Here is a 17,449-nt window from a genome sequence, read left to right as displayed (position 1 = left end):
TGCGGTGTACGGGCAGCCGGTCTCTCCCGAGGGTTTGTGTTTTCTCAGCAAAAGCGGTTTGCTTTCCGACGTACTGCAGTACTGCATATAACAGGGGGCGGCGAAACGGCGGAACGCCGCAGACCCCCGGCTCCCACGTTATCGATGAAAGGAAATCCGGTGGCACAGAAGGTTCAGGTCCTTCTTGTCGACGACCTCGACGGCGGCGAGGCCGACGAGACCGTGACGTTCGCGCTGGACGGCAAGACATACGAGATCGATCTCACGACCGCCAATGCGGACAAGCTGCGCGGCCTTCTCGACCCCTATGTGAAGGGCGGCCGGCGCACCGGAGGCCGTGCTTCGGGTGGACGTGGAAAGGCGCGCGCCGCTGTCGGCGGCAGCCAGGACACCGCGCAGATCCGCGCCTGGGCGAAGGAGAACGGTTACGAGGTCAACGACCGTGGCCGTGTTCCCGCGACCATTCGCGAGGCCTACGAGAAGGCCAACGGCTGAGCGCAGGCGCGCCGCAGCCGGACACGGTGACAGTGCGTCGCCAGCGTGTCCACCAATCGCACCAGGTCGGGGGCGCCCCAACGTTCCCCAGGGCCGACATCGTCGGCAGCGAGGCCTCGAACTCGCACCCTCCGACGGGGGGCCGCACCCACACGGCGGCCCCCTGCACCGCTGTCCCGGACTGGCACCGGCCCGGCGGCAGGGGCGCCTCGACGACCCCGCCCACGCCGGTCGCCGTCAGATCCAGCGGCAGCGCGTCCCACTCCAGCCAACGCAGGATCCCCGGCAGCTCCTCCGCGCTCCCCGCCGCCACCAGCAGCCGCATCCGGTCGCCCCGAACGGCCACCGGAGAGCCCGGCGCCAGGTGCCGCAGCGCCGCGTGACCCACCTCGGCCGGCACGTCCAGCACGTCGAAGAGCACACCCACCCGAAGTCGTACGGGCTCTCCGGGCACCGTCGGCCATCCCAGTTCGTTCTCGTACCAGCCGCGGAGGCTCTCGGCCGGACGGTCCGGACCGAGCGGCCTGCGGGGGAAGGGGAGCGGGGATGTCGAGGAGATGGACGGAGAGACGGCCGGAGGGGCGGCCGGGAACACGGTCGAGGGGACTGAGCCAACCATGCCGAGTGCAACAGTCCTGAAGGCCCCCGAGTTACGCTGGGTGTCCTGCCAAGTGCGCACGGTAGTGAAGCGGGGGGCGTACGGGGGTGCCGGGAGGCGCAAGGTTGTTCGCCCGTAGCGGAGGGATCGGGTGCTCAGGGCATGGAGTGTCGGTCCCGGCGGGTAAGACATCCCTAGTGGGAGGGGGCGACACGCAGGAATCGGCGGTCTCACGTTCGCCATCGGCGTACTGGCGACAGGGGTAACTGTCTGGCCTGCGGGAACATCGTCTCGCACCATCGGGTTGGAGCAGATGTCGGCGTTCGGGGTCAGGAGGCCATCGACGGTGTCGGCAGTTGGAATGAGCGGTCCCCGCTTGCGGGACTAAGCTGCGGAAGGACAGGGAGGGGAAGTTCCCCCCACTGCCTGACCGCTCTGAGGAGCGATTAACGATGTTCGAGAGGTTCACCGACCGCGCGCGGCGGGTTGTCGTCCTGGCTCAGGAAGAAGCCCGGATGCTCAACCACAACTACATCGGCACCGAGCACATCCTCCTGGGCCTGATCCACGAGGGTGAGGGTGTCGCCGCCAAGGCCCTTGAGAGCCTCGGGATTTCGCTCGAGGCGGTCCGCCAGCAGGTGGAGGAGATCATCGGGCAGGGGCAGCAGGCTCCGTCCGGGCACATCCCCTTCACCCCCCGTGCCAAGAAGGTCCTGGAGCTGTCGCTCCGCGAGGCCCTTCAGCTGGGCCACAACTACATCGGCACGGAGCACATCCTGCTCGGCCTGATCCGTGAGGGCGAGGGCGTCGCAGCCCAGGTCCTGGTCAAGCTGGGCGCAGATCTGAACCGTGTGCGGCAGCAGGTCATCCAGCTGCTCTCCGGTTACCAGGGCAAGGAGACCGCCGGCGCCAGTGGCGGTCCTGCCGAGGGCACCCCCTCGACGTCCCTGGTCCTCGACCAGTTCGGCCGGAACCTCACCCAGGCCGCTCGTGAGTCCAAGCTCGACCCGGTCATCGGGCGCGAGAAGGAGATCGAGCGGGTCATGCAGGTGCTGTCCCGCCGTACCAAGAACAACCCGGTCCTGATCGGTGAGCCCGGCGTCGGCAAGACCGCCGTCGTGGAGGGCCTCGCCCAGGCCATCGTCAAGGGCGAGGTGCCCGAGACCCTCAAGGACAAGCACCTCTACACCCTGGACCTCGGCGCTCTGGTCGCCGGCTCCCGCTACCGCGGTGACTTCGAGGAGCGCCTGAAGAAGGTCCTCAAGGAGATCCGCACCCGCGGCGACATCATCCTGTTCATCGACGAGCTGCACACGCTGGTCGGTGCGGGTGCCGCCGAGGGCGCCATCGACGCCGCTTCGATCCTGAAGCCGATGCTGGCCCGCGGTGAGCTGCAGACCATCGGTGCCACCACGCTGGACGAATACCGCAAGCACCTGGAGAAGGACGCGGCCCTCGAGCGCCGCTTCCAGCCCATCCAGGTCGCGGAGCCGTCCCTGCCGCACACCATCGAGATCCTCAAGGGTCTGCGCGACCGGTACGAGGCGCACCACCGTGTCTCCATCACGGACGAGGCGCTGGTCCAGGCCGCCACCCTGGCCGACCGGTACATCTCGGACCGCTTCCTGCCGGACAAGGCGATCGACCTGATCGACGAGGCCGGTTCCCGGATGCGCATCCGCCGGATGACCGCGCCGCCGGACCTGCGCGAGTTCGACGAGAAGATCGCCGGCGTCCGCCGCGACAAGGAGTCCGCGATCGACTCGCAGGACTTCGAGAAGGCCGCCTCCCTCCGCGACAAGGAGAAGCAGCTCCTGGCCGCCAAGGCCAAGCGGGAGAAGGAGTGGAAGGCCGGCGACATGGACGTCGTCGCCGAGGTCGACGGCGAGCTGATCGCCGAGGTCCTCGCGACCGCCACCGGCATCCCGGTCTTCAAGCTGACCGAGGAGGAGTCCTCGCGTCTGCTGAGGATGGAGGACGAGCTCCACAAGCGGGTCATCGGCCAGAAGGACGCCGTCAAGGCACTCTCGAAGGCGATCCGTCGTACGCGTGCGGGCCTCAAGGACCCGAAGCGCCCCGGTGGTTCGTTCATCTTCGCCGGCCCGTCCGGTGTCGGTAAGACCGAGCTGTCCAAGGCGCTCGCCGAGTTCCTCTTCGGTGACGAGGACGCGCTGATCTCCCTCGACATGTCGGAGTTCAGCGAGAAGCACACGGTGTCGCGTCTCTTCGGTTCCCCGCCCGGATACGTGGGTTACGAAGAGGGTGGCCAGCTGACCGAGAAGGTCCGCCGCAAGCCGTTCTCCGTCGTCCTCTTCGACGAGGTGGAGAAGGCCCACCCGGACATTTTCAACTCGCTGCTCCAGATCCTGGAGGACGGTCGCCTGACCGACTCCCAGGGCCGGGTCGTGGACTTCAAGAACACGGTCATCATCATGACGACCAACCTCGGCACGCGGGACATCTCGAAGGGCTTCAACCTCGGCTTCGCCGCCGCAGGTGACACGAAGTCCAACTACGAGCGCATGAAGAACAAGGTCTCGGACGAGCTGAAGCAGCACTTCCGGCCCGAGTTCCTCAACCGCGTCGACGACGTCGTCGTCTTCCCGCAGCTCACCCAGGCCGACATCCTCCAGATCGTCGACCTGATGGTCGGCAAGGTGGACGAGCGCCTCAAGGACCGGGACATGGGCATCGAGCTCTCCCAGTCCGCCAAGGAGCTGCTGTCCAAGAAGGGCTACGACCCGGTGCTGGGTGCGCGTCCGCTGCGTCGCACCATCCAGCGCGAGATCGAGGACACGCTCTCGGAGAAGATCCTCTTCGGTGAGCTGCGCCCCGGTCACATCGTGGTCGTGGACACCGAGGGCGAGGGCGAGGCCAAGACCTTCACCTTCCGGGGTGAGGAGAAGTCGGCGCTGCCGGACGTTCCGCCGATCGAGCAGGCTGCAGGCGGTGCGGGTCCGAACCTGAACAAGGACGCCTGACCCTTCGGGGTTTGAGCAGAGGAAAAGGGGCCGCCCCGGGACTTGAGTCCCGGGGCGGCCCCCTTTTTTGTGCGCGCTCGTCAGGACAGCTGCCCGTCGTAGTCCGGCAGCTTGAAGGTCTTCTCCGCGTGGCCGCCCGACAGGTCGGTGGCGCTGTTACCGATGTTCGCGATGATCGTGTAGCCCTTGGACTCGATGTTCACGCGCTGGGCGGTCTTGTAGGCGGCGACGTCCTTGAAGAGGTCGAACAGGCCGCGCACGTGGAGGCCGGAGACCTTGTAGCCGACGTACTTGAGGTTGTAGTCGGTCACGCCCGAGATGATGCCGGGGCGGGCGGTGACGAAGAAGAGGGCGACGCCGTGCTCCTGGGCGTACTTGGCGACGTCGAGGACCGGCTTGTTGGCCGGCTGCGGGTAGCTGAACCCGAAGTCGGTCTCCAGCGTGGTGTTGTCGATGTCGAGGACCAGGGCCTGCTTCTCGCCCGGCTTGGCGGTTGCGATGCGCTGCTTCAGGTAGGGCAGGGCCTGGTTCATCACGGTCAGGCAGTCCGCCTGCCAGGTGGTGTAGTCGACGTCCTCCGCGGCGACGACGGTGGCGACGGCGGTGGTGCCGGTGGCCGACGCGGCCTGGGCGCCGGCCGGGACGGCCATCGCGGTGACGGCGGCCGTCGCCACGGCGGTCATGCCGATACGGCGCGTCCAGGTGCCTCTGGTCATGGTGTGGGGGTCCTCTCGCGTCCGAGCTGCGGGTGTCGTGGGCATGCTCATCGGTGGGGATGGCCTGACGGGAACCAGCGGGTTACTGGACGGTAGAGGGCCGTGAGAGGCCGGTCACACCCTCGTGCACGCTTCGTGACGCGGGTCACAAGTGCCTTCGGTGCCAGGCGAGTAGCCCCCGTCACATTCCGAAGTGCCGTACGCCGGGCGGCCGGTGACATGGCGCACAGGAGTTACGTCACGTACTAGGCGGAATAGTGGAAAGGGTGATTCGGGCGAAACGGACGTAACGGTCAGAGGCCTTCTGTGCGGCAGGCTTCCCGTGTGGACCGGGGGTGGGCGCGGCCGAAAGGGTGGACTGTCAAGAAGTGCCCCGTTTTGGGCCGAGCTACTAGCTTCCGTCGTAGATCACACGTTTGGGGCATTGGCGGCCCCCGGGTTACCAAGGGATGGCCATCCGGCGGACGTCCGTACGTCGGGTGGTTCTCTCTGTCCCCGGCCCCATGAGGTTTCGATGTTCCAGCGCGTCCCGTTCCGTTCTTCCCGTACGTCCCAGCTCCGCACCCGCGTGGCCGTCGGCGCCGCCGCTCTCGGCGCCACGGTCGTGCTGGGGTCCGGAGTGGCGTCCGCTGTCGCGCCCCAGGCTCAGACGGCGGCACCCACGGCCGCGACCGCCGTGTCGGTCGCCAAGAAGGCCTCGGCGGCCTCCTGGGTCGACCCGGTGAAGAAGTACAAGCTGTCCGCCAGCTTCGCCCAGGCCGGCAACATGTGGAACTCCATCCACAGCGGCCAGGACTTCGCCGTGGCGAGCGGCACCAAGGTCTTCGCCACCCACGGCGGCAAGGTCGTCAAGGCCGGCGGCAACGGCGCCGGTGACGGCCCCGCCTACGGCAACGCCGTCGTCATCAAGCACGCCAACGGCGTCTACTCCCAGTACGCCCACCTGTCGCGTGTCGACGTGAAGGTCGGCCAGATCGTCAAGACCGGCCAGCGCATAGCCCTGTCCGGCAACACCGGGAACTCCAGCGGCCCGCACCTGCACTTCGAGATCCGGACCACCGCCAACTACGGTTCGGCGATCGACCCGGTGAAGTTCCTGCGTGGCAAGGGCGTGACCGTCTGACGACGGTGACCCGCGGCGGCCGTCAGGACGACGGCTGCGAGCCCTGATGGGCCTGGGTGATCAGATCGATGGCGACCTCGAGGACGGCTTCGCGCTTCTCCTCGGGGTCGCCTTCGAGGTCGTGCAGGAAGAACATGCCGGCGTGCAGCGTGAAGATGGCGCTGACGCAGCGGACCTGGTCGGCGAGGGGAGCGTCCGGGTCGATGACGATGTCGCGCAGCCCGCGCATGCGGTCCTTGAAGGACTCGCCGATCTGTAGCTCGCGGACCGTCGCCTGGTTCTCCTGCATGAAGCGGAAGAACGGGGCCGCCTCGCTGAGCGCGCGGCTGTAGCGCCGCAGGAGTTCCTGCTTGGTGTCCAGGGTGTGCGGCTGGCTCCGCCCCCACTCGATCAGGTGCTCGATCGGCTTCGTCAGATCCGTGAAGATGCTGACGATGATCTCTTCCTTGGTCTTGAAGTGGTAGTACAGGGCCGCCTTGGTGACATCCAGACGCTCCGCGATCTCGCGGAGCGAGGTCTTCTCGTAGCCCTGCTCGGCGAAGAGTTCGAGCGCTACGTCCTGGATGCGCTGGCGGGTGTTGCCGCGGCGTCGCTGCTTGGTGCCGTCCATGGTGACGTCCATCCTCGTACTCCTCGCGTCGCCGCGAAACCGGGAGCCGGAAGGTAAGAAACTCCTACCCTCGGCCCGGTCAGAACTTACTTGACGCCCGGCTAGTTGCGGGTCTACTTTCCCAGTCTAGTGAACTAGCCGGGCGGCAAGTAAGTAGCGGCCCCGGGGGAGTGGGGAACGATGACGGACACGCGAACCGTTGAGCCGGACACCGGCATACAGGGCAAGAAAGAGCAGAGCGTACGGGTCGTGATCCTCGCGCTGATGATCACGATGATGCTCGCCATGCTCGACAACATGATCGTGGGCACCGCGATGCCGACGATCGTCGGTGACCTCGGTGGCCTGGAACACCTGTCATGGGTGGTGACCTCGTACACCCTCGCCACCGCCGCCTCCACCCCGATCTGGGGCAAGCTCGGCGACATGTACGGGCGCAAGGGCGCCTTCCTCAGCTCGATCGTCATCTTCCTGGCCGGCTCGGTGCTGAGCGGCATGGCCCAGGACATGGGCCAACTGATCGGCTTCCGCGCCGTGCAGGGACTCGGCGCAGGCGGTCTGATGGTCGGCGTCATGGCGATCATCGGCGACCTCGTGCCGCCCCGCGAGCGCGGCAAGTACCAGGGCATGATGGCCGGCGTGATGGCGATCGCCATGATCGGCGGACCGCTGGTCGGCGGCACCATCACCGACCACTGGGGCTGGCGCTGGGCCTTCTACATCAACCTGCCGCTCGGCGCGGTGGCCCTCGGCCTCATCACCGCCGTCCTCCACCTGCCGAAGAAGCGGTCCCAGGCGCGCATCGACTATCTGGGCGCCGGACTGCTCACCGTCGGCATCACCTCCATCGTGCTCGTCACCACCTGGGGCGGCACGGAGTACGCCTGGTCCTCCGCGCGGATCATGGAGCTGATCGGCATCGGTGTCGCCGCGCTCGTCGGGTTCGTGTTCTGGCAGACCAGGGCCGTCGAGCCGATCCTGCCGCTGCACATCTTCCGCAGCCGCAACTTCACGCTGATGGCCGTCATCGGCTTCATCACCGGCTTCGTGATGTTCGGCGCCACCCTGTTCCTGCCGCTGTACCAGCAGTCGGTGCAGGGCGCCTCGGCGACCAACTCCGGTCTGCTGCTCCTGCCGATGCTCGGCGCGATGCTCGTGACCTCGATGGTCGCCGGCCGGATCACGACCAGCAGCGGCCGCTACAAGATCTTCCCGGTGGTCGGCAGCGCGCTGATGATCGTCGGGTTGTACCTGCTGTCCACGATGGACACCGGCACCTCCCGGTTCACCTCCGGTGTGTTCATGGCGGTCGTCGGCCTCGGCATGGGCTGCCTGATGCAGATCACCATGCTGGTCGCGCAGAACAGCGTCGAGATGAAGGACATGGGCGTCGCCTCCTCCTCGGCCACCCTCTTCCGTACGCTCGGGTCCTCCTTCGGTGTCGCGATCATGGGCGCGCTGTTCAACAGCCGGGTCCAGGACGCCATGTCCGAGCGGGCCGGCGCGCTGGGCTCCAAGATCACCGAGCAGTCCGCGCAACTGGACGCCGCCAGCCTCGCCAAGCTTCCGGCCCCGGCGCGGGAGGCCTACCAGTTCGCGGTGTCCGACGGCACGCACGCGGCGTTCGTCCTCGGAGCCGCCGTGGCCGTGGTCGCGCTGGTGGCGGCCGTGTTCGTCAAGGAGGTTCCCCTCCGCGGAGCCGAACCGAAGCAGGAGGGCGCCCCGGACGAGCCCACCGCCCCGAAGACGCCGGTGGTCGAGCCCGTCTGACCCACCGCGAAGGGAGTGCCGCCGCCGGCCGACGGCGGCGGCCCCTTGGCGCCGTACGAGCCGGAGGACTGGCCCCGGGCCGGTGTCCGCGCTGGGGGCGTGCGGCCTCGGGCCGGTGTCCGCCCGGGTGGCCTGTAGCCCCGGGCCGGTGTCCGCGCCGGGGGCCTCTGGCCTGGGGCCGGATGACAGGCCCCCGGGCCGGTGTCCGCCCGGGTGGCCTGTAACCCCGGCTGCTGTCCCCGCTGGGGGCCTCTGGCCTCAGGCCGGACGGCGCCTGGTGCCGTGACCTGGCCTCAGGCCGGACGGCGCCTGGTGCCGTGACCCGCGTCTAGCTGTACGGCCCCGCCCTCCCCCCGGCCGTGCCCGTCTCCCCGGCGGCAGCCCGCCCCTACGGCAGCATCGGATAGCTTCCCGTGTTCGTCGGGGCGTGTTCCGGTAGCCAGAGGACGGCTACGGCGCCCTCGGACGGTCTGTGTTCCGGCGCCCCCGCGGGCCGTACGTTGCGGAAGGTCAGCCTGGCTCCCAGGACGCGGGCCTGTCCGGCCGCGATGGTGAGGCCGAGGCCGTGGCCGCGGCCTGCCCGGTCGCTGCTGCCGGTGCGGAAGCGGCTGGGGCCCTCCGCAAGGAGATCGCGGGGAAAGCCGGGGCCGTGGTCACGGACCCGGATGACCCTGCCCTCGACGGTGACCTGGATCGGCGGCTTGCCGTGCCGGCCGGCGTTCGTGAGCAGGTTCAGCAGTACGCGCTCCAGGCGCCGGGGGTCGGTGGTGACCATGGACTCGTGCACCACCCGTACCTCGACCTCGGGGTCCTTGGCCGCCACCCGCCGGGTGACGAACTCGCCCAGCAGGATGTCCTGCAACTCGGCGCGCTCGGAGGCGCCGTCGAGGCGGGCCACCTCCAGGACGTCCTCGACGAGCGTGCGCATGGCCTTCGCCCGGTCCATGACCAGCTCGGTGGGCCGGCCCGGCGGCAGCAGCTCGGCGGCCGTCAGCAGCCCGGTCACGGGTGTGCGCAGCTCGTGCGCGATGTCGGCGGTCACCCGGCGCTCGGCCTCCAGCCGCTGCTGAAGCGCGTCCGCCATGGCGTCCACTGCGGAGGCCAGGTCGTCGGTCTCGTCCCGCACGACCCCGCCGATGGCGTCCCGCACCCGCACGTCCGTCTCGCCCTTGGCGACCTGGTTCGCCGCGGCCGCCGCTTTGCGCAGCCGGCGCGACAGCTGTCCGCCGATCAGCACGCCGAGCGCGCTGCCGCCGAGGACGACGGCGATGGAGCCGATCACCAGCGCCTGGTCCAGGTCGTTGAGGATGTCGGTGCTGCGGTCGGTGAAGCCGGTGTGCAGGGAGAGGACATGCCCGTCCTTCAGGGGGACGGCCGCCCAGATGTCCGGCGCCCCGCCCCCGTGGTCGGAGACGAACGTGGCCCGGCGCCCCTTCTCGACCTTGAACCTCAGCTCCGAGGGCAGCTCCTGGTCGTCGATCCTTATGTTGGGGAAGTTGAGGCGGCCGGACAGCTCGTAGTTGCGCTGGGCGATCCGGAGGCGCTCGTCGGCCAGATCACGGGCGTTGTCCAGCATGGACACCCGCGCGGCGTTGTGGACGACGAGGCTGAGCACGATCGCCACCAGCGCGCCGACCAGCGCGATGGCCGCGCTGAGCTTCCACCGCAGGCCGGTGCGGATGCCCGCGCGCTCCACGCGGGCCGGAACCAGGTGCCGCAACATCCCCCGCATACCCCTGTCCGCTCAGGCCTTCAGTTTGTAGCCGAAGCCGCGGACCGTCTCGATACGGTCCTGGCCGATCTTCGTCCGCAGCCGCTGCACATGGACGTCGACGACACGGGTGTCACCACCCCAGCCGTAGTCCCACACCCGCTCGAGCAGCTTGTCCCGCGAGAGGACCGTGCCCGGCGCGGAGGAGAACTCCAGCAGCAGGCGCATCTCGGTCGGAGTGAGCGCGACCGGCTGCCCGGCCCGGCGCACCTCCATGCCCTCGGTGTCGATCTCCAGGTCGCCGAAGGTCAGCACACCCCCGGCGGCGGAGGACTCCGCCTCCCCGCGGTCGGGCCCGCCCGCGTGCCCGAACCGGCGCAGCACCGCACGGATGCGGGCGACCAGGACGGCGCCGTCGAACGGCTTGGTCACATAGTCGTCGGCGCCGGCCTCCAGGCCGAGGACGACGTCGATGGAGTCGGCACGAGCGGAGAGCATGATCACCGGCACGGTCGACTCGTCCCGGATGCGGCGGCACAGGCTCACGCCGTCCAGTCCGGGCACCATGACGTCCAGCAGGGCGATGTCGGGGCGGTCCGCCCGGAATGCCTCCAGACCGGACAGGCCGTCGGGCATCGCGGTGACCACGAAGCCGTCCCGCTCCAGGGCTAGCTGGGTGGCCTCGCGGATGACGTCGTCGTCCTCGACGAACAGGACGTGTGTCTGGTCTGCCATCCCGGTGCTCTCAGTCCTCAGTGGTGTCGTGGATGTGCTGTGCTTGCGGGCCCGCCGTGCCGGCGTGTCCGCTCCGTCTGTCGGTGCGCTGTCAGGCTGTCCCTAGGTGGGACGCCCGGAGAGCCTGGTCCGTTCACTGGTTCATCGGTCCGGGAGGCCCGAACGGTTCACGCGACAGAAGATTTCTTTCGCCGAGTCGCCGAGTCGCCGAGTCGCCGAGTCATCGAGTCGCCGAGTTTCGAAGTACCGAGTCCGGTCCGTCAGCCGCTCTCCGGCACCGGCGTCGCATCCTCGCCGACGACGCTGCTGTAGTCGTTGTGCCAGCTGTATTCCTTGACGAAGCGGCCCGCGCTCGTCCAGCGGTACGTGATCACGTTCTCGCCGGAGGGGCTGGAGACGGGGTCGCCCTTCTCGTACACCTGTTTGGTCACCACCAGGTCGCCGCGGTCGATCTCGGCGTAGACCGGGGGTTCCTCGGCCTTGAAGACGTTCTCGTACCGGCCACTCGTCTCCCGGTACACATATGCCCCGACCCCGACCGCGTCACCACAGGTCAGCACGTTGACGACGACGTCCGTCTCGGCGCCGCCGGTGAGATCGCCGAAGGAGACGTCGACCGGGTACTCGTCGCCGAGGCAGGGTTTCAGCTCGCGCTTGACCTCCTCCGAGACCTCGGGGTCGTCCTTGACGAGCCGGACGGCGTCGGTGCGGTCGGGGACGTCGGTGGGGGTGCCCGACGGGGAGGCGGTGGTGCCGGCGACCGCTCCGGCGTGCGCCGGGCCCTCGTCGCGGGCGCCGGTGCCGCCGGTGGCGCACGAGGACAGGAAAAGGCCGAGGGCGGTGAGCACGGCCACTGCCGCGATCACCGCCTGGAAAGTGCCTCGGGCCGGTGGGGGCCCGGCCTCGGTCAGGCCGCCGTGCAACGCTCCCGCTCCTCACGCTCCAGCGCGCGTGCGTCCAGATCGCGGGCTTCCAGCTCCTCGCGGAGCCGGGCGAGCGCCCGGTGCAGCGTGCTCTTGACCGTACCGGCCGACATGCCGAGGGCGGTGGCCGTCTCCTCCGTGGACATCTGCTCCCAGTGTCGCAGCACGACGACACTGCGCTGCTTCGGAGCGAGCACCTTCATGGCGTCCATCAGCAGGGCGCGGTCCGCGTGTTGCTCGGTGGAGTCCTGCACGCTGGCGTCCGGCAACTGCTCGGTGGGGACTTCCTCCAGCTTGCGGGCCCGCCACCACTCGGTCCGCGTGTTGATCATGACCCGGCGCAGATAGGCGTCCGCCAGTCGCTTGTCGGCGATGCCGTCCCAGCGGCCGTACGTCCGCGCCAGGGCGGTCTGGAGGAGGTCCTGCGCGTCCACCGGGTCCGGGACCAGGCGGCGGGCACTGCGCAGCAGTGCGTCCTGCCGGGTGCGGACGTACTCCTCGAACTCGAGCACCTCTCCGTGCGCCATGATCAACCGCCTCCGTATCCCCGTTCCGGCTGGCTGTCGTCCGCCGGTCTCCCGCTCGTGGTCTGCGGCCCGCGTGTCGCTGTCGGGCACGCAAATGAAGCTACGGAGGTGTTGTCACGGCACTGTCCGAGGCAGCCTGCGGCTAGCAGTCGGCTGTCCGTCGGTTGTGTAACGGAGGCGGGTCAGGGGTAAGGAAGACAGCCCGATGCTGCCGGTTCGGGATGATTCGTTCGCCGGTCGACTGTGACAGAAGCCCGGTGACGGCCCCCGCCTCGTCGGCTCACCTGTGAACTGGCCGTGCGTCAGGTGAGCGGCAGCCGGTACAGGCCGCCCACCAGCGGCTCCACCAGGCCGTCCGCGACGAGGCCGTCCAGCGCACGCGCGCGTTGCACCGGCTCGTGCCACACGCGGTCCAGTGCCGCCTGCGGCACGGGCGTACGGGCCTCCCTCAGGACGGCGAGCAGTTTGCCGCGCACCTGCCGGTCCGTACCGGCGTACGTCTGACCGCGACGCGCCGGACCGTCGTGTTCCGGCTTGCCCGCGAGCCGCCATGCGCACTGGGCGGCGATCGGACAGCGGTGGCAGGTCTCGTTCCGTGCCGTGCAGACCAGCGCGCCCAGTTCCATGGACGCGGCGGCCCAGCGCGCGGCGACCTTCTCGTCCTCGGGCAGCAGGGCGCGCGCCAGCTTGCGCTCGGCGGCCGTGGTGGCGTTCGGCGGGTACTGCACCCCGGTGACCGCGCGCGCGAACACCCGGCGGACGTTGGTGTCCAGGACGGCGTGCCGCTGCCCGTAGGCGAACGAGGCGACTGCGGCGGCCGTGTACTCGCCGATGCCGGGCAACGCCAGCAGTTGCGCGTGGTCCGCCGGTACGTCGCCGCCGTGGCGTTCCGTTATGGCCACCGCGGCGCCGTGCAGCCGCAGGGCGCGCCGCGGATAGCCGAGCCGGCCCCACGCGCGTACGGCCTCGCCGGGAGCCTCGGCGGCCAGGTCGGCGGGGCGCGGCCAGCGGGCGAGCCACTGCTCGTAGACCGGCAGGACGCGGCTGACCGGCGTCTGCTGGAGCATGAACTCGCTGACCATCACACCCCAGGCACCTGCCTCGGGGCGCCGCCAGGGCAGGTCGCGGGCGTGGTCCTCGAACCAGTCGATGACGGGGGAGTGCAGGCGCGTGCCGGAGGCCCGTCCGGTGGTCGTCGGGTCGGTCGTGGCCGGGGGCGGCTGTTCTCCGGTGGGCGGGCCGGAGACGGTGTCGGCGGGGCTGTGGTGCGGGGGCTTCGTGGGCGCAGTCATGGCCCTTCCGATCCTGCCATGCGCGGAGGGGCACGCGCGCGTACCGCCACCGGTGGGGCGGGGGCGCGAGAGGAATCCGCGCGCGTGGGCGGCCGGCGCGGCCGGAGCGCGAGGGGCGCTCGGCGCAGGAGTGCGCCGTCACGGACCGTGTCCGGCGCGCGGCACCGATGTCACGGCCCGCGACCGCGCGGGCGCGCGAGAGTCTCAAGTGGGCACCCGGACAGCCGTATCCGGGATGATGATCCGGAAAAGTTGTGGTGCAGGCGGCGGGTGGGGCCGGGTAACGCAAGGATCTCTCGTACAGTTTGCGCCGTGGGATCTATGCGCAATCCGGTCGGGCCGCTTCCCTCCTCCATCTACTGGCGACGGAGGGTCGTACTGCTGTCCGTGCTCGCCCTGTTGGCGTTGCTGATCACGTGGGTGGTCAGCTCGGGCGGGGGTGGCGGCAAGAACGGGGCGGACGGCTCCGACGGCAAGAATCCCGCCTCCTCCATCACCCCGGGCCCTTCCGGCTCCGGGCCCGCGATCAGTCAAAACCCCGGCGGGCGGGACGAGTCGGGCGACGAGGACACCGGCGGCTCCGGTTCGGGCTCGGAGACGGGCTCGGAGACCGGCGCCGGCGACGGTGCCGGGTCCGGCGGCGGGGGCACGGGCGGCGCCGGTTCGGCGGGATCCGGTGGTTCCGGCGGCGGTGCCGACGGCAGCGGGTCGGGTACGACACTGCCGGCCGGTACGACGCTGCCCAACTGCACCGCCAGCGTCGTCACGTTGAGCCTGCGCAGTGTCCGCAACACGTACTCGCCGGACCAGACGCCCATGTTCCGGCTGACGGCGAAGAACTCCTCCGGGAGTGACTGCAAGGTCGATCTCGGGCCGAAGAACGCGGTGTTGACGATCACACAGGCCGGTGGCGCCGAGGACTACTGGTCGTCGGCCGACTGCCCCAAGGGGTCCGCGAGCCTGCTGTACCGGGTGCCGGCCGAGGGCAGCTTCACCTACACCGTGACGTGGGACCGGAAGCGGAGTGCGCCGGAGTGCGCGACGCCTCCGGCGGGAAGCGCCGGGGCCGGCACGTACCTGGTGGAGGCGAAGGCGCCCGGGTTCGCGAAGGCGCAGACGTCGTTCGTGCTCGATCAGGACTGAGGCGGGGCGACGGGGCTGTCCGGAGCGGCACGGCTGTCGAGTCCGGTTCGGGGCACGGTCGCCCGTGCCGCCTCACGGGCACCACACATACCGTCTCGCCTCAGACGTACCGCTCCAGGATCGACGACTCCGCCAGCCGCGACAGCCCTTCGCGCACGCTGCGCGCCCGTGCCTCGCCAACGCCGTCGACCGTCTGAAGGTCGTCGACGCTCGCCGCGAGGAGCTTCTGGAGGCCGCCGAAGTGCTCCACCAGGCGGTCGATGATGGCGCCGGGGAGGCGGGGAACCTTGGCCAGCAGGCGGAAACCGCGCGGTGAGACCGCGGAGTCGAGCGCCTCGGGGGAGCCGGTGTAGCCCAACGCACGGGCCACCGTGGACATTTCGAGAAGCTCCGCGTGGCTGAGCGCGTTCAGCTCGTACAGCGCCTCGTCGACCGTGCGGGAGCGCTTGGCCGTGGGCTCCGGAACATAGTCGCGGACCACCAGCTCACGCTCCGGCTCCACGCCCGCGATCAACTCGTCGAGCTGGAGGGAGAGGAGACGTCCGTCGGTGCCCAGTTCGACCACGTATTCGGCGATTTCGGTGGCGATGCGGCGCACCATCTCCAGGCGCTGCGCCACCGCCGAGACGTCCCGGACCGTCACCAGGTCCTCGATCTCCAGCGCTGACAACGTTCCCGCGACCTCGTCCAGGCGGAGCTTGTAGCGCTCCAGGGTCGCGAGCGCCTGGTTCGCGCGGGACAGGATCGCCGCGGAGTCCTCCAGGACGCGGCGCTGGCCGTCGACGTAGAGCGCGATCAGGCGCATGGACTGCGAGACCGAGACGATGGGGTAGCCGACCTGCTTGCTGACGCGGTCCGCCGTGCGGTGGCGGGTGCCGGTCTCCTCCGTGGGGATGGTGGGGTCCGGCACCAGTTGGACGCCGGCCCGAAGGATCTTGGACAGGTCGGAGGAGACCACGATGCCGCCGTCGAGCTTGCACAGCTCCCGCAGGCGCGTGGCCGTGAACTCGACGTCCAGGACGAAGCCGCCCGTGCACATCGTCTCGACCGTCTTGTCGGAACCGAGCACGATGAGTCCGCCGGTGTTGCCGCGGAGAACCCTTTCCAGGCCGTCGCGCAGGGCCGTGCCGGGAGCCACCGCGCTCAGCGCGGCGCGCATCAGGCCTTCGGCACCGGAACTCCCACCGGACTTTCCGGGAGCTGCCGCCCGGTCGTTGGCTGCCACTGCACTCCTCCGGTCACAGGTTCTGTGGTGCTCCCGTTTCGCGCACTCGGTTCGTACGGACGGGCGAGACCTGGGCAAAGTCTACCGGCGCTGCTCCGACTCCCGCGGGGCCTCTCGCTGACGGGAGCGCGGGAGCACCCTCAGAGCCTCCCCCATGTTCGCCACTTCGAGGACCTTCATCCCCGCCGGGACCTTGCCGGGATCGCTCGGCACGAGCGCGTGCGTGAAGCCCAGGCGGTGCGCCTCGGCCAGTCTGCGCTGGACGCCCGTAACCCGTCTGACCTCGCCCGCGAGCCCCACTTCGCCGATCGCGACGAGGTTCTTCGGCAGGGGGGTGTCGCTCGCCGCGGAGGCCAGCGCGAGGGCGATCGCCAGGTCCGCCGCGGGCTCGGAGAGCTTCACGCCGCCGACCGTCGCGGAGTAGATGTCCCGCTTGCCGAGCGCGCTGATCCTGCCCCGCTGCTCCAGGACCGCGAGCATCATCGAGACGCGGGAGGTCTCGAGGCCCGACGTGGTGCGGCGGGGGGACGGGATCTGGGAATCGACGGTGAGTGCCTGCACTTCGGCGACCAGGGGGCGGCGGCCCTCGAGGGTGACCGTCAGACAGGTACCGGAGACCGGTTCGTCACGACGGGTCAGGAAAAGTCCGCTTGGGTCGGTAAGGCCCGTGATGCCCTCGTCGTGCAGTTCGAAGCAACCGACCTCGTCGGTGGCGCCGTAGCGGTTCTTGACGCCTCGCACGAGACGCAGGCGCGCGTGCCGGTCGCCCTCGAAGGACAGGACGACGTCCACGAGGTGTTCGAGGAGGCGCGGGCCGGCGATCGCGCCGTCCTTGGTGACATGGCCCACCAGCAGCGTGGACATGCCGCGCTCCTTCGAGGCGCGGATCAGCGCGCCGGCGACCTCGCGGACCTGCGCCATGCCGCCGGGGGCGCCGTCGATCTCCGGGGAGGCCACCGTCTGCACCGAGTCGACGATCAGCAGGGACGGCTTCACGGCGTCCAAGTGGCCGAGGACGGTGGCCAGATCGGTCTCCGCGGCGAGGTACAGGTGGTCGTGGATGGCGCCGATGCGGTCGGCCCGCAGCCGGACCTGGCTCGCCGACTCCTCACCCGTGACGTACAGCGTGCGGTGCTCGTCGCTCGCGGCCTTGGCGGCCACGTCGAGCAGGAGCGTGGACTTGCCGACGCCCGGCTCACCGGCCAGCAGGACGACCGCGCCCGGAACCAGGCCGCCGCCCAGGACGCGGTCCAGCTCGGGCACACCGGTGGGGCGGGCGGTGGCCTGGCGGCCGTCGACCTGGCCGATGGGCAGGGCGGAGGTGGTGACGCGGCCGGGCGCCGTCGTACGGACCGCGGGCACGCCGTACTCCTCGACCGTGCCCCAGGCCTGGCATTCGGGGCAGCGGCCGAGCCACTTCGCCGTCTGCCACCCGCACTCCGTGCAGCGGTAGGACGGACGGTCCTTCGTGGTCTTCGTACGGGCAGCCATGGGGAAACCGTAACCGCCGGGTCTGACAACGCGAGAAACCCGTGCATGAAGCTGTGCATGGAGGTGGTTCGCCGGGGCAGACGGGTCTCCGAGATGGCGTTCGCCGCGT

14 protein-coding genes and 1 pseudogene are annotated in these 17,449 nt (G+C 69.8%); 5 read left to right on the top strand and 10 right to left on the bottom strand.

Annotation, left to right across the window (positions count from 1 at the left end; all coding sequences use genetic code 11):
- The first annotated feature begins 159 nt into the window (after positions 1 to 159).
- Positions 160 to 495 carry a histone-like nucleoid-structuring protein Lsr2 gene (locus BM536_RS33175; protein ID WP_073492035.1) on the top strand — a complete coding sequence of 112 codons (336 nt, stop codon included), beginning with the start codon at positions 160 to 162 and terminating at the stop codon, positions 493 to 495.
- On the opposite strand, the pseudogene BM536_RS43415 reads toward BM536_RS33175, so the two are convergent.
- A pseudogene (locus tag BM536_RS43415) lies at positions 474 to 1,114 on the bottom strand (SCO3374 family protein). The gene BM536_RS33175 and the pseudogene BM536_RS43415 sit on opposite strands and share 22 nt — an antisense overlap.
- Positions 1,115 to 1,545: 431 nt before the next feature.
- Here BM536_RS43415 and BM536_RS33160 point away from each other — a divergent pair.
- Positions 1,546 to 4,074 carry an ATP-dependent Clp protease ATP-binding subunit gene (locus BM536_RS33160; protein ID WP_073492034.1) on the top strand — a complete coding sequence of 843 codons (2,529 nt, stop codon included), beginning with the start codon at positions 1,546 to 1,548 and terminating at the stop codon, positions 4,072 to 4,074.
- An 80-nt stretch (positions 4,075 to 4,154) separates the two neighbouring features.
- On the opposite strand, the gene BM536_RS33155 is transcribed toward BM536_RS33160, so the two are convergent.
- Positions 4,155 to 4,790, bottom strand: a complete 636-nt coding sequence (locus BM536_RS33155; RefSeq protein WP_073492033.1) for an HAD family acid phosphatase — start codon at positions 4,788 to 4,790, stop codon at positions 4,155 to 4,157.
- A gap of 514 nt (positions 4,791 to 5,304) precedes the next feature.
- Between BM536_RS33155 and BM536_RS33150 the strand changes: the two genes are divergently transcribed.
- Positions 5,305 to 5,913: a M23 family metallopeptidase gene (locus tag BM536_RS33150; protein WP_073492032.1), complete on the top strand. Its 609-nt coding sequence runs from the start codon at positions 5,305 to 5,307 to the stop codon at positions 5,911 to 5,913.
- A gap of 22 nt (positions 5,914 to 5,935) precedes the next feature.
- On the opposite strand, the gene BM536_RS33145 is transcribed toward BM536_RS33150, so the two are convergent.
- Positions 5,936 to 6,535: a TetR/AcrR family transcriptional regulator gene (locus BM536_RS33145; RefSeq protein WP_073492031.1), complete on the bottom strand. Its 600-nt coding sequence runs from the start codon at positions 6,533 to 6,535 to the stop codon at positions 5,936 to 5,938.
- A 168-nt stretch (positions 6,536 to 6,703) separates the two neighbouring features.
- On the opposite strand from BM536_RS33145, the gene BM536_RS33140 reads away from it, so the two are divergent.
- Entirely contained in the window at positions 6,704 to 8,293 is a 1,590-nt protein-coding gene (locus BM536_RS33140) for an MDR family MFS transporter (RefSeq protein WP_073492030.1), read from the top strand.
- A gap of 388 nt (positions 8,294 to 8,681) precedes the next feature.
- Here BM536_RS33140 and cseC read toward each other — a convergent pair whose 3' ends face one another.
- From cseC to BM536_RS33115, 5 genes are all read right to left on the bottom strand, one after another.
- Positions 8,682 to 10,025, bottom strand: a complete 1,344-nt coding sequence (gene cseC / locus BM536_RS33135; protein ID WP_073492029.1) for a two-component system sensor histidine kinase CseC — start codon at positions 10,023 to 10,025, stop codon at positions 8,682 to 8,684.
- 12 nt (positions 10,026 to 10,037) lie between these two features.
- Positions 10,038 to 10,739, bottom strand: a complete 702-nt coding sequence (gene cseB, locus BM536_RS33130; RefSeq protein WP_073492028.1) for a two-component system response regulator CseB — start codon at positions 10,737 to 10,739, stop codon at positions 10,038 to 10,040.
- A 260-nt stretch (positions 10,740 to 10,999) separates the two neighbouring features.
- Positions 11,000 to 11,662, bottom strand: a complete 663-nt coding sequence (locus BM536_RS33125) for a hypothetical protein (protein ID WP_073492027.1) — start codon at positions 11,660 to 11,662, stop codon at positions 11,000 to 11,002.
- The gene (locus tag BM536_RS33120) at positions 11,647 to 12,189 is read right to left on the bottom strand and encodes a SigE family RNA polymerase sigma factor (protein ID WP_073492056.1); all 543 of its coding nucleotides are present in this window, start codon (positions 12,187 to 12,189) and stop codon (positions 11,647 to 11,649) included. Before BM536_RS33120 ends, BM536_RS33125 begins: the two co-directional genes overlap by 16 nt.
- Positions 12,190 to 12,491: 302 nt before the next feature.
- Complete coding sequence (locus BM536_RS33115) at positions 12,492 to 13,481, bottom strand: HhH-GPD family protein (RefSeq protein WP_094103835.1); 990 nt, start codon at positions 13,479 to 13,481, stop codon at positions 12,492 to 12,494.
- A 312-nt stretch (positions 13,482 to 13,793) separates the two neighbouring features.
- On the opposite strand from BM536_RS33115, the gene BM536_RS33110 reads away from it, so the two are divergent.
- Positions 13,794 to 14,624 carry a hypothetical protein gene (locus tag BM536_RS33110; RefSeq protein ID WP_073492025.1) on the top strand — a complete coding sequence of 277 codons (831 nt, stop codon included), beginning with the start codon at positions 13,794 to 13,796 and terminating at the stop codon, positions 14,622 to 14,624.
- 100 nt (positions 14,625 to 14,724) lie between these two features.
- On the opposite strand, the gene disA is transcribed toward BM536_RS33110, so the two are convergent.
- Together disA and radA are read right to left on the bottom strand one after the other, a co-directional pair.
- Positions 14,725 to 15,849 (bottom strand): DNA integrity scanning diadenylate cyclase DisA, encoded by a 1,125-nt coding sequence (gene disA, locus BM536_RS33105; RefSeq protein ID WP_073492024.1) that lies wholly within the window; start codon positions 15,847 to 15,849, stop codon positions 14,725 to 14,727.
- Between the two features lie 81 nt (positions 15,850 to 15,930).
- Entirely contained in the window at positions 15,931 to 17,340 is a 1,410-nt protein-coding gene (gene radA / locus BM536_RS33100; RefSeq protein ID WP_073492023.1) for a DNA repair protein RadA, read from the bottom strand.
- Between the last annotated feature and the right edge of the window lie 109 nt (positions 17,341 to 17,449).

The sequence above is a fragment of the Streptomyces phaeoluteigriseus genome, from assembly GCF_001896135.2.
Taxonomy (GTDB): Bacteria; Actinomycetota; Actinomycetes; order Streptomycetales; family Streptomycetaceae; genus Streptomyces; species Streptomyces phaeoluteigriseus.
This window is presented reverse-complemented; position numbering and strand designations above follow the sequence as displayed.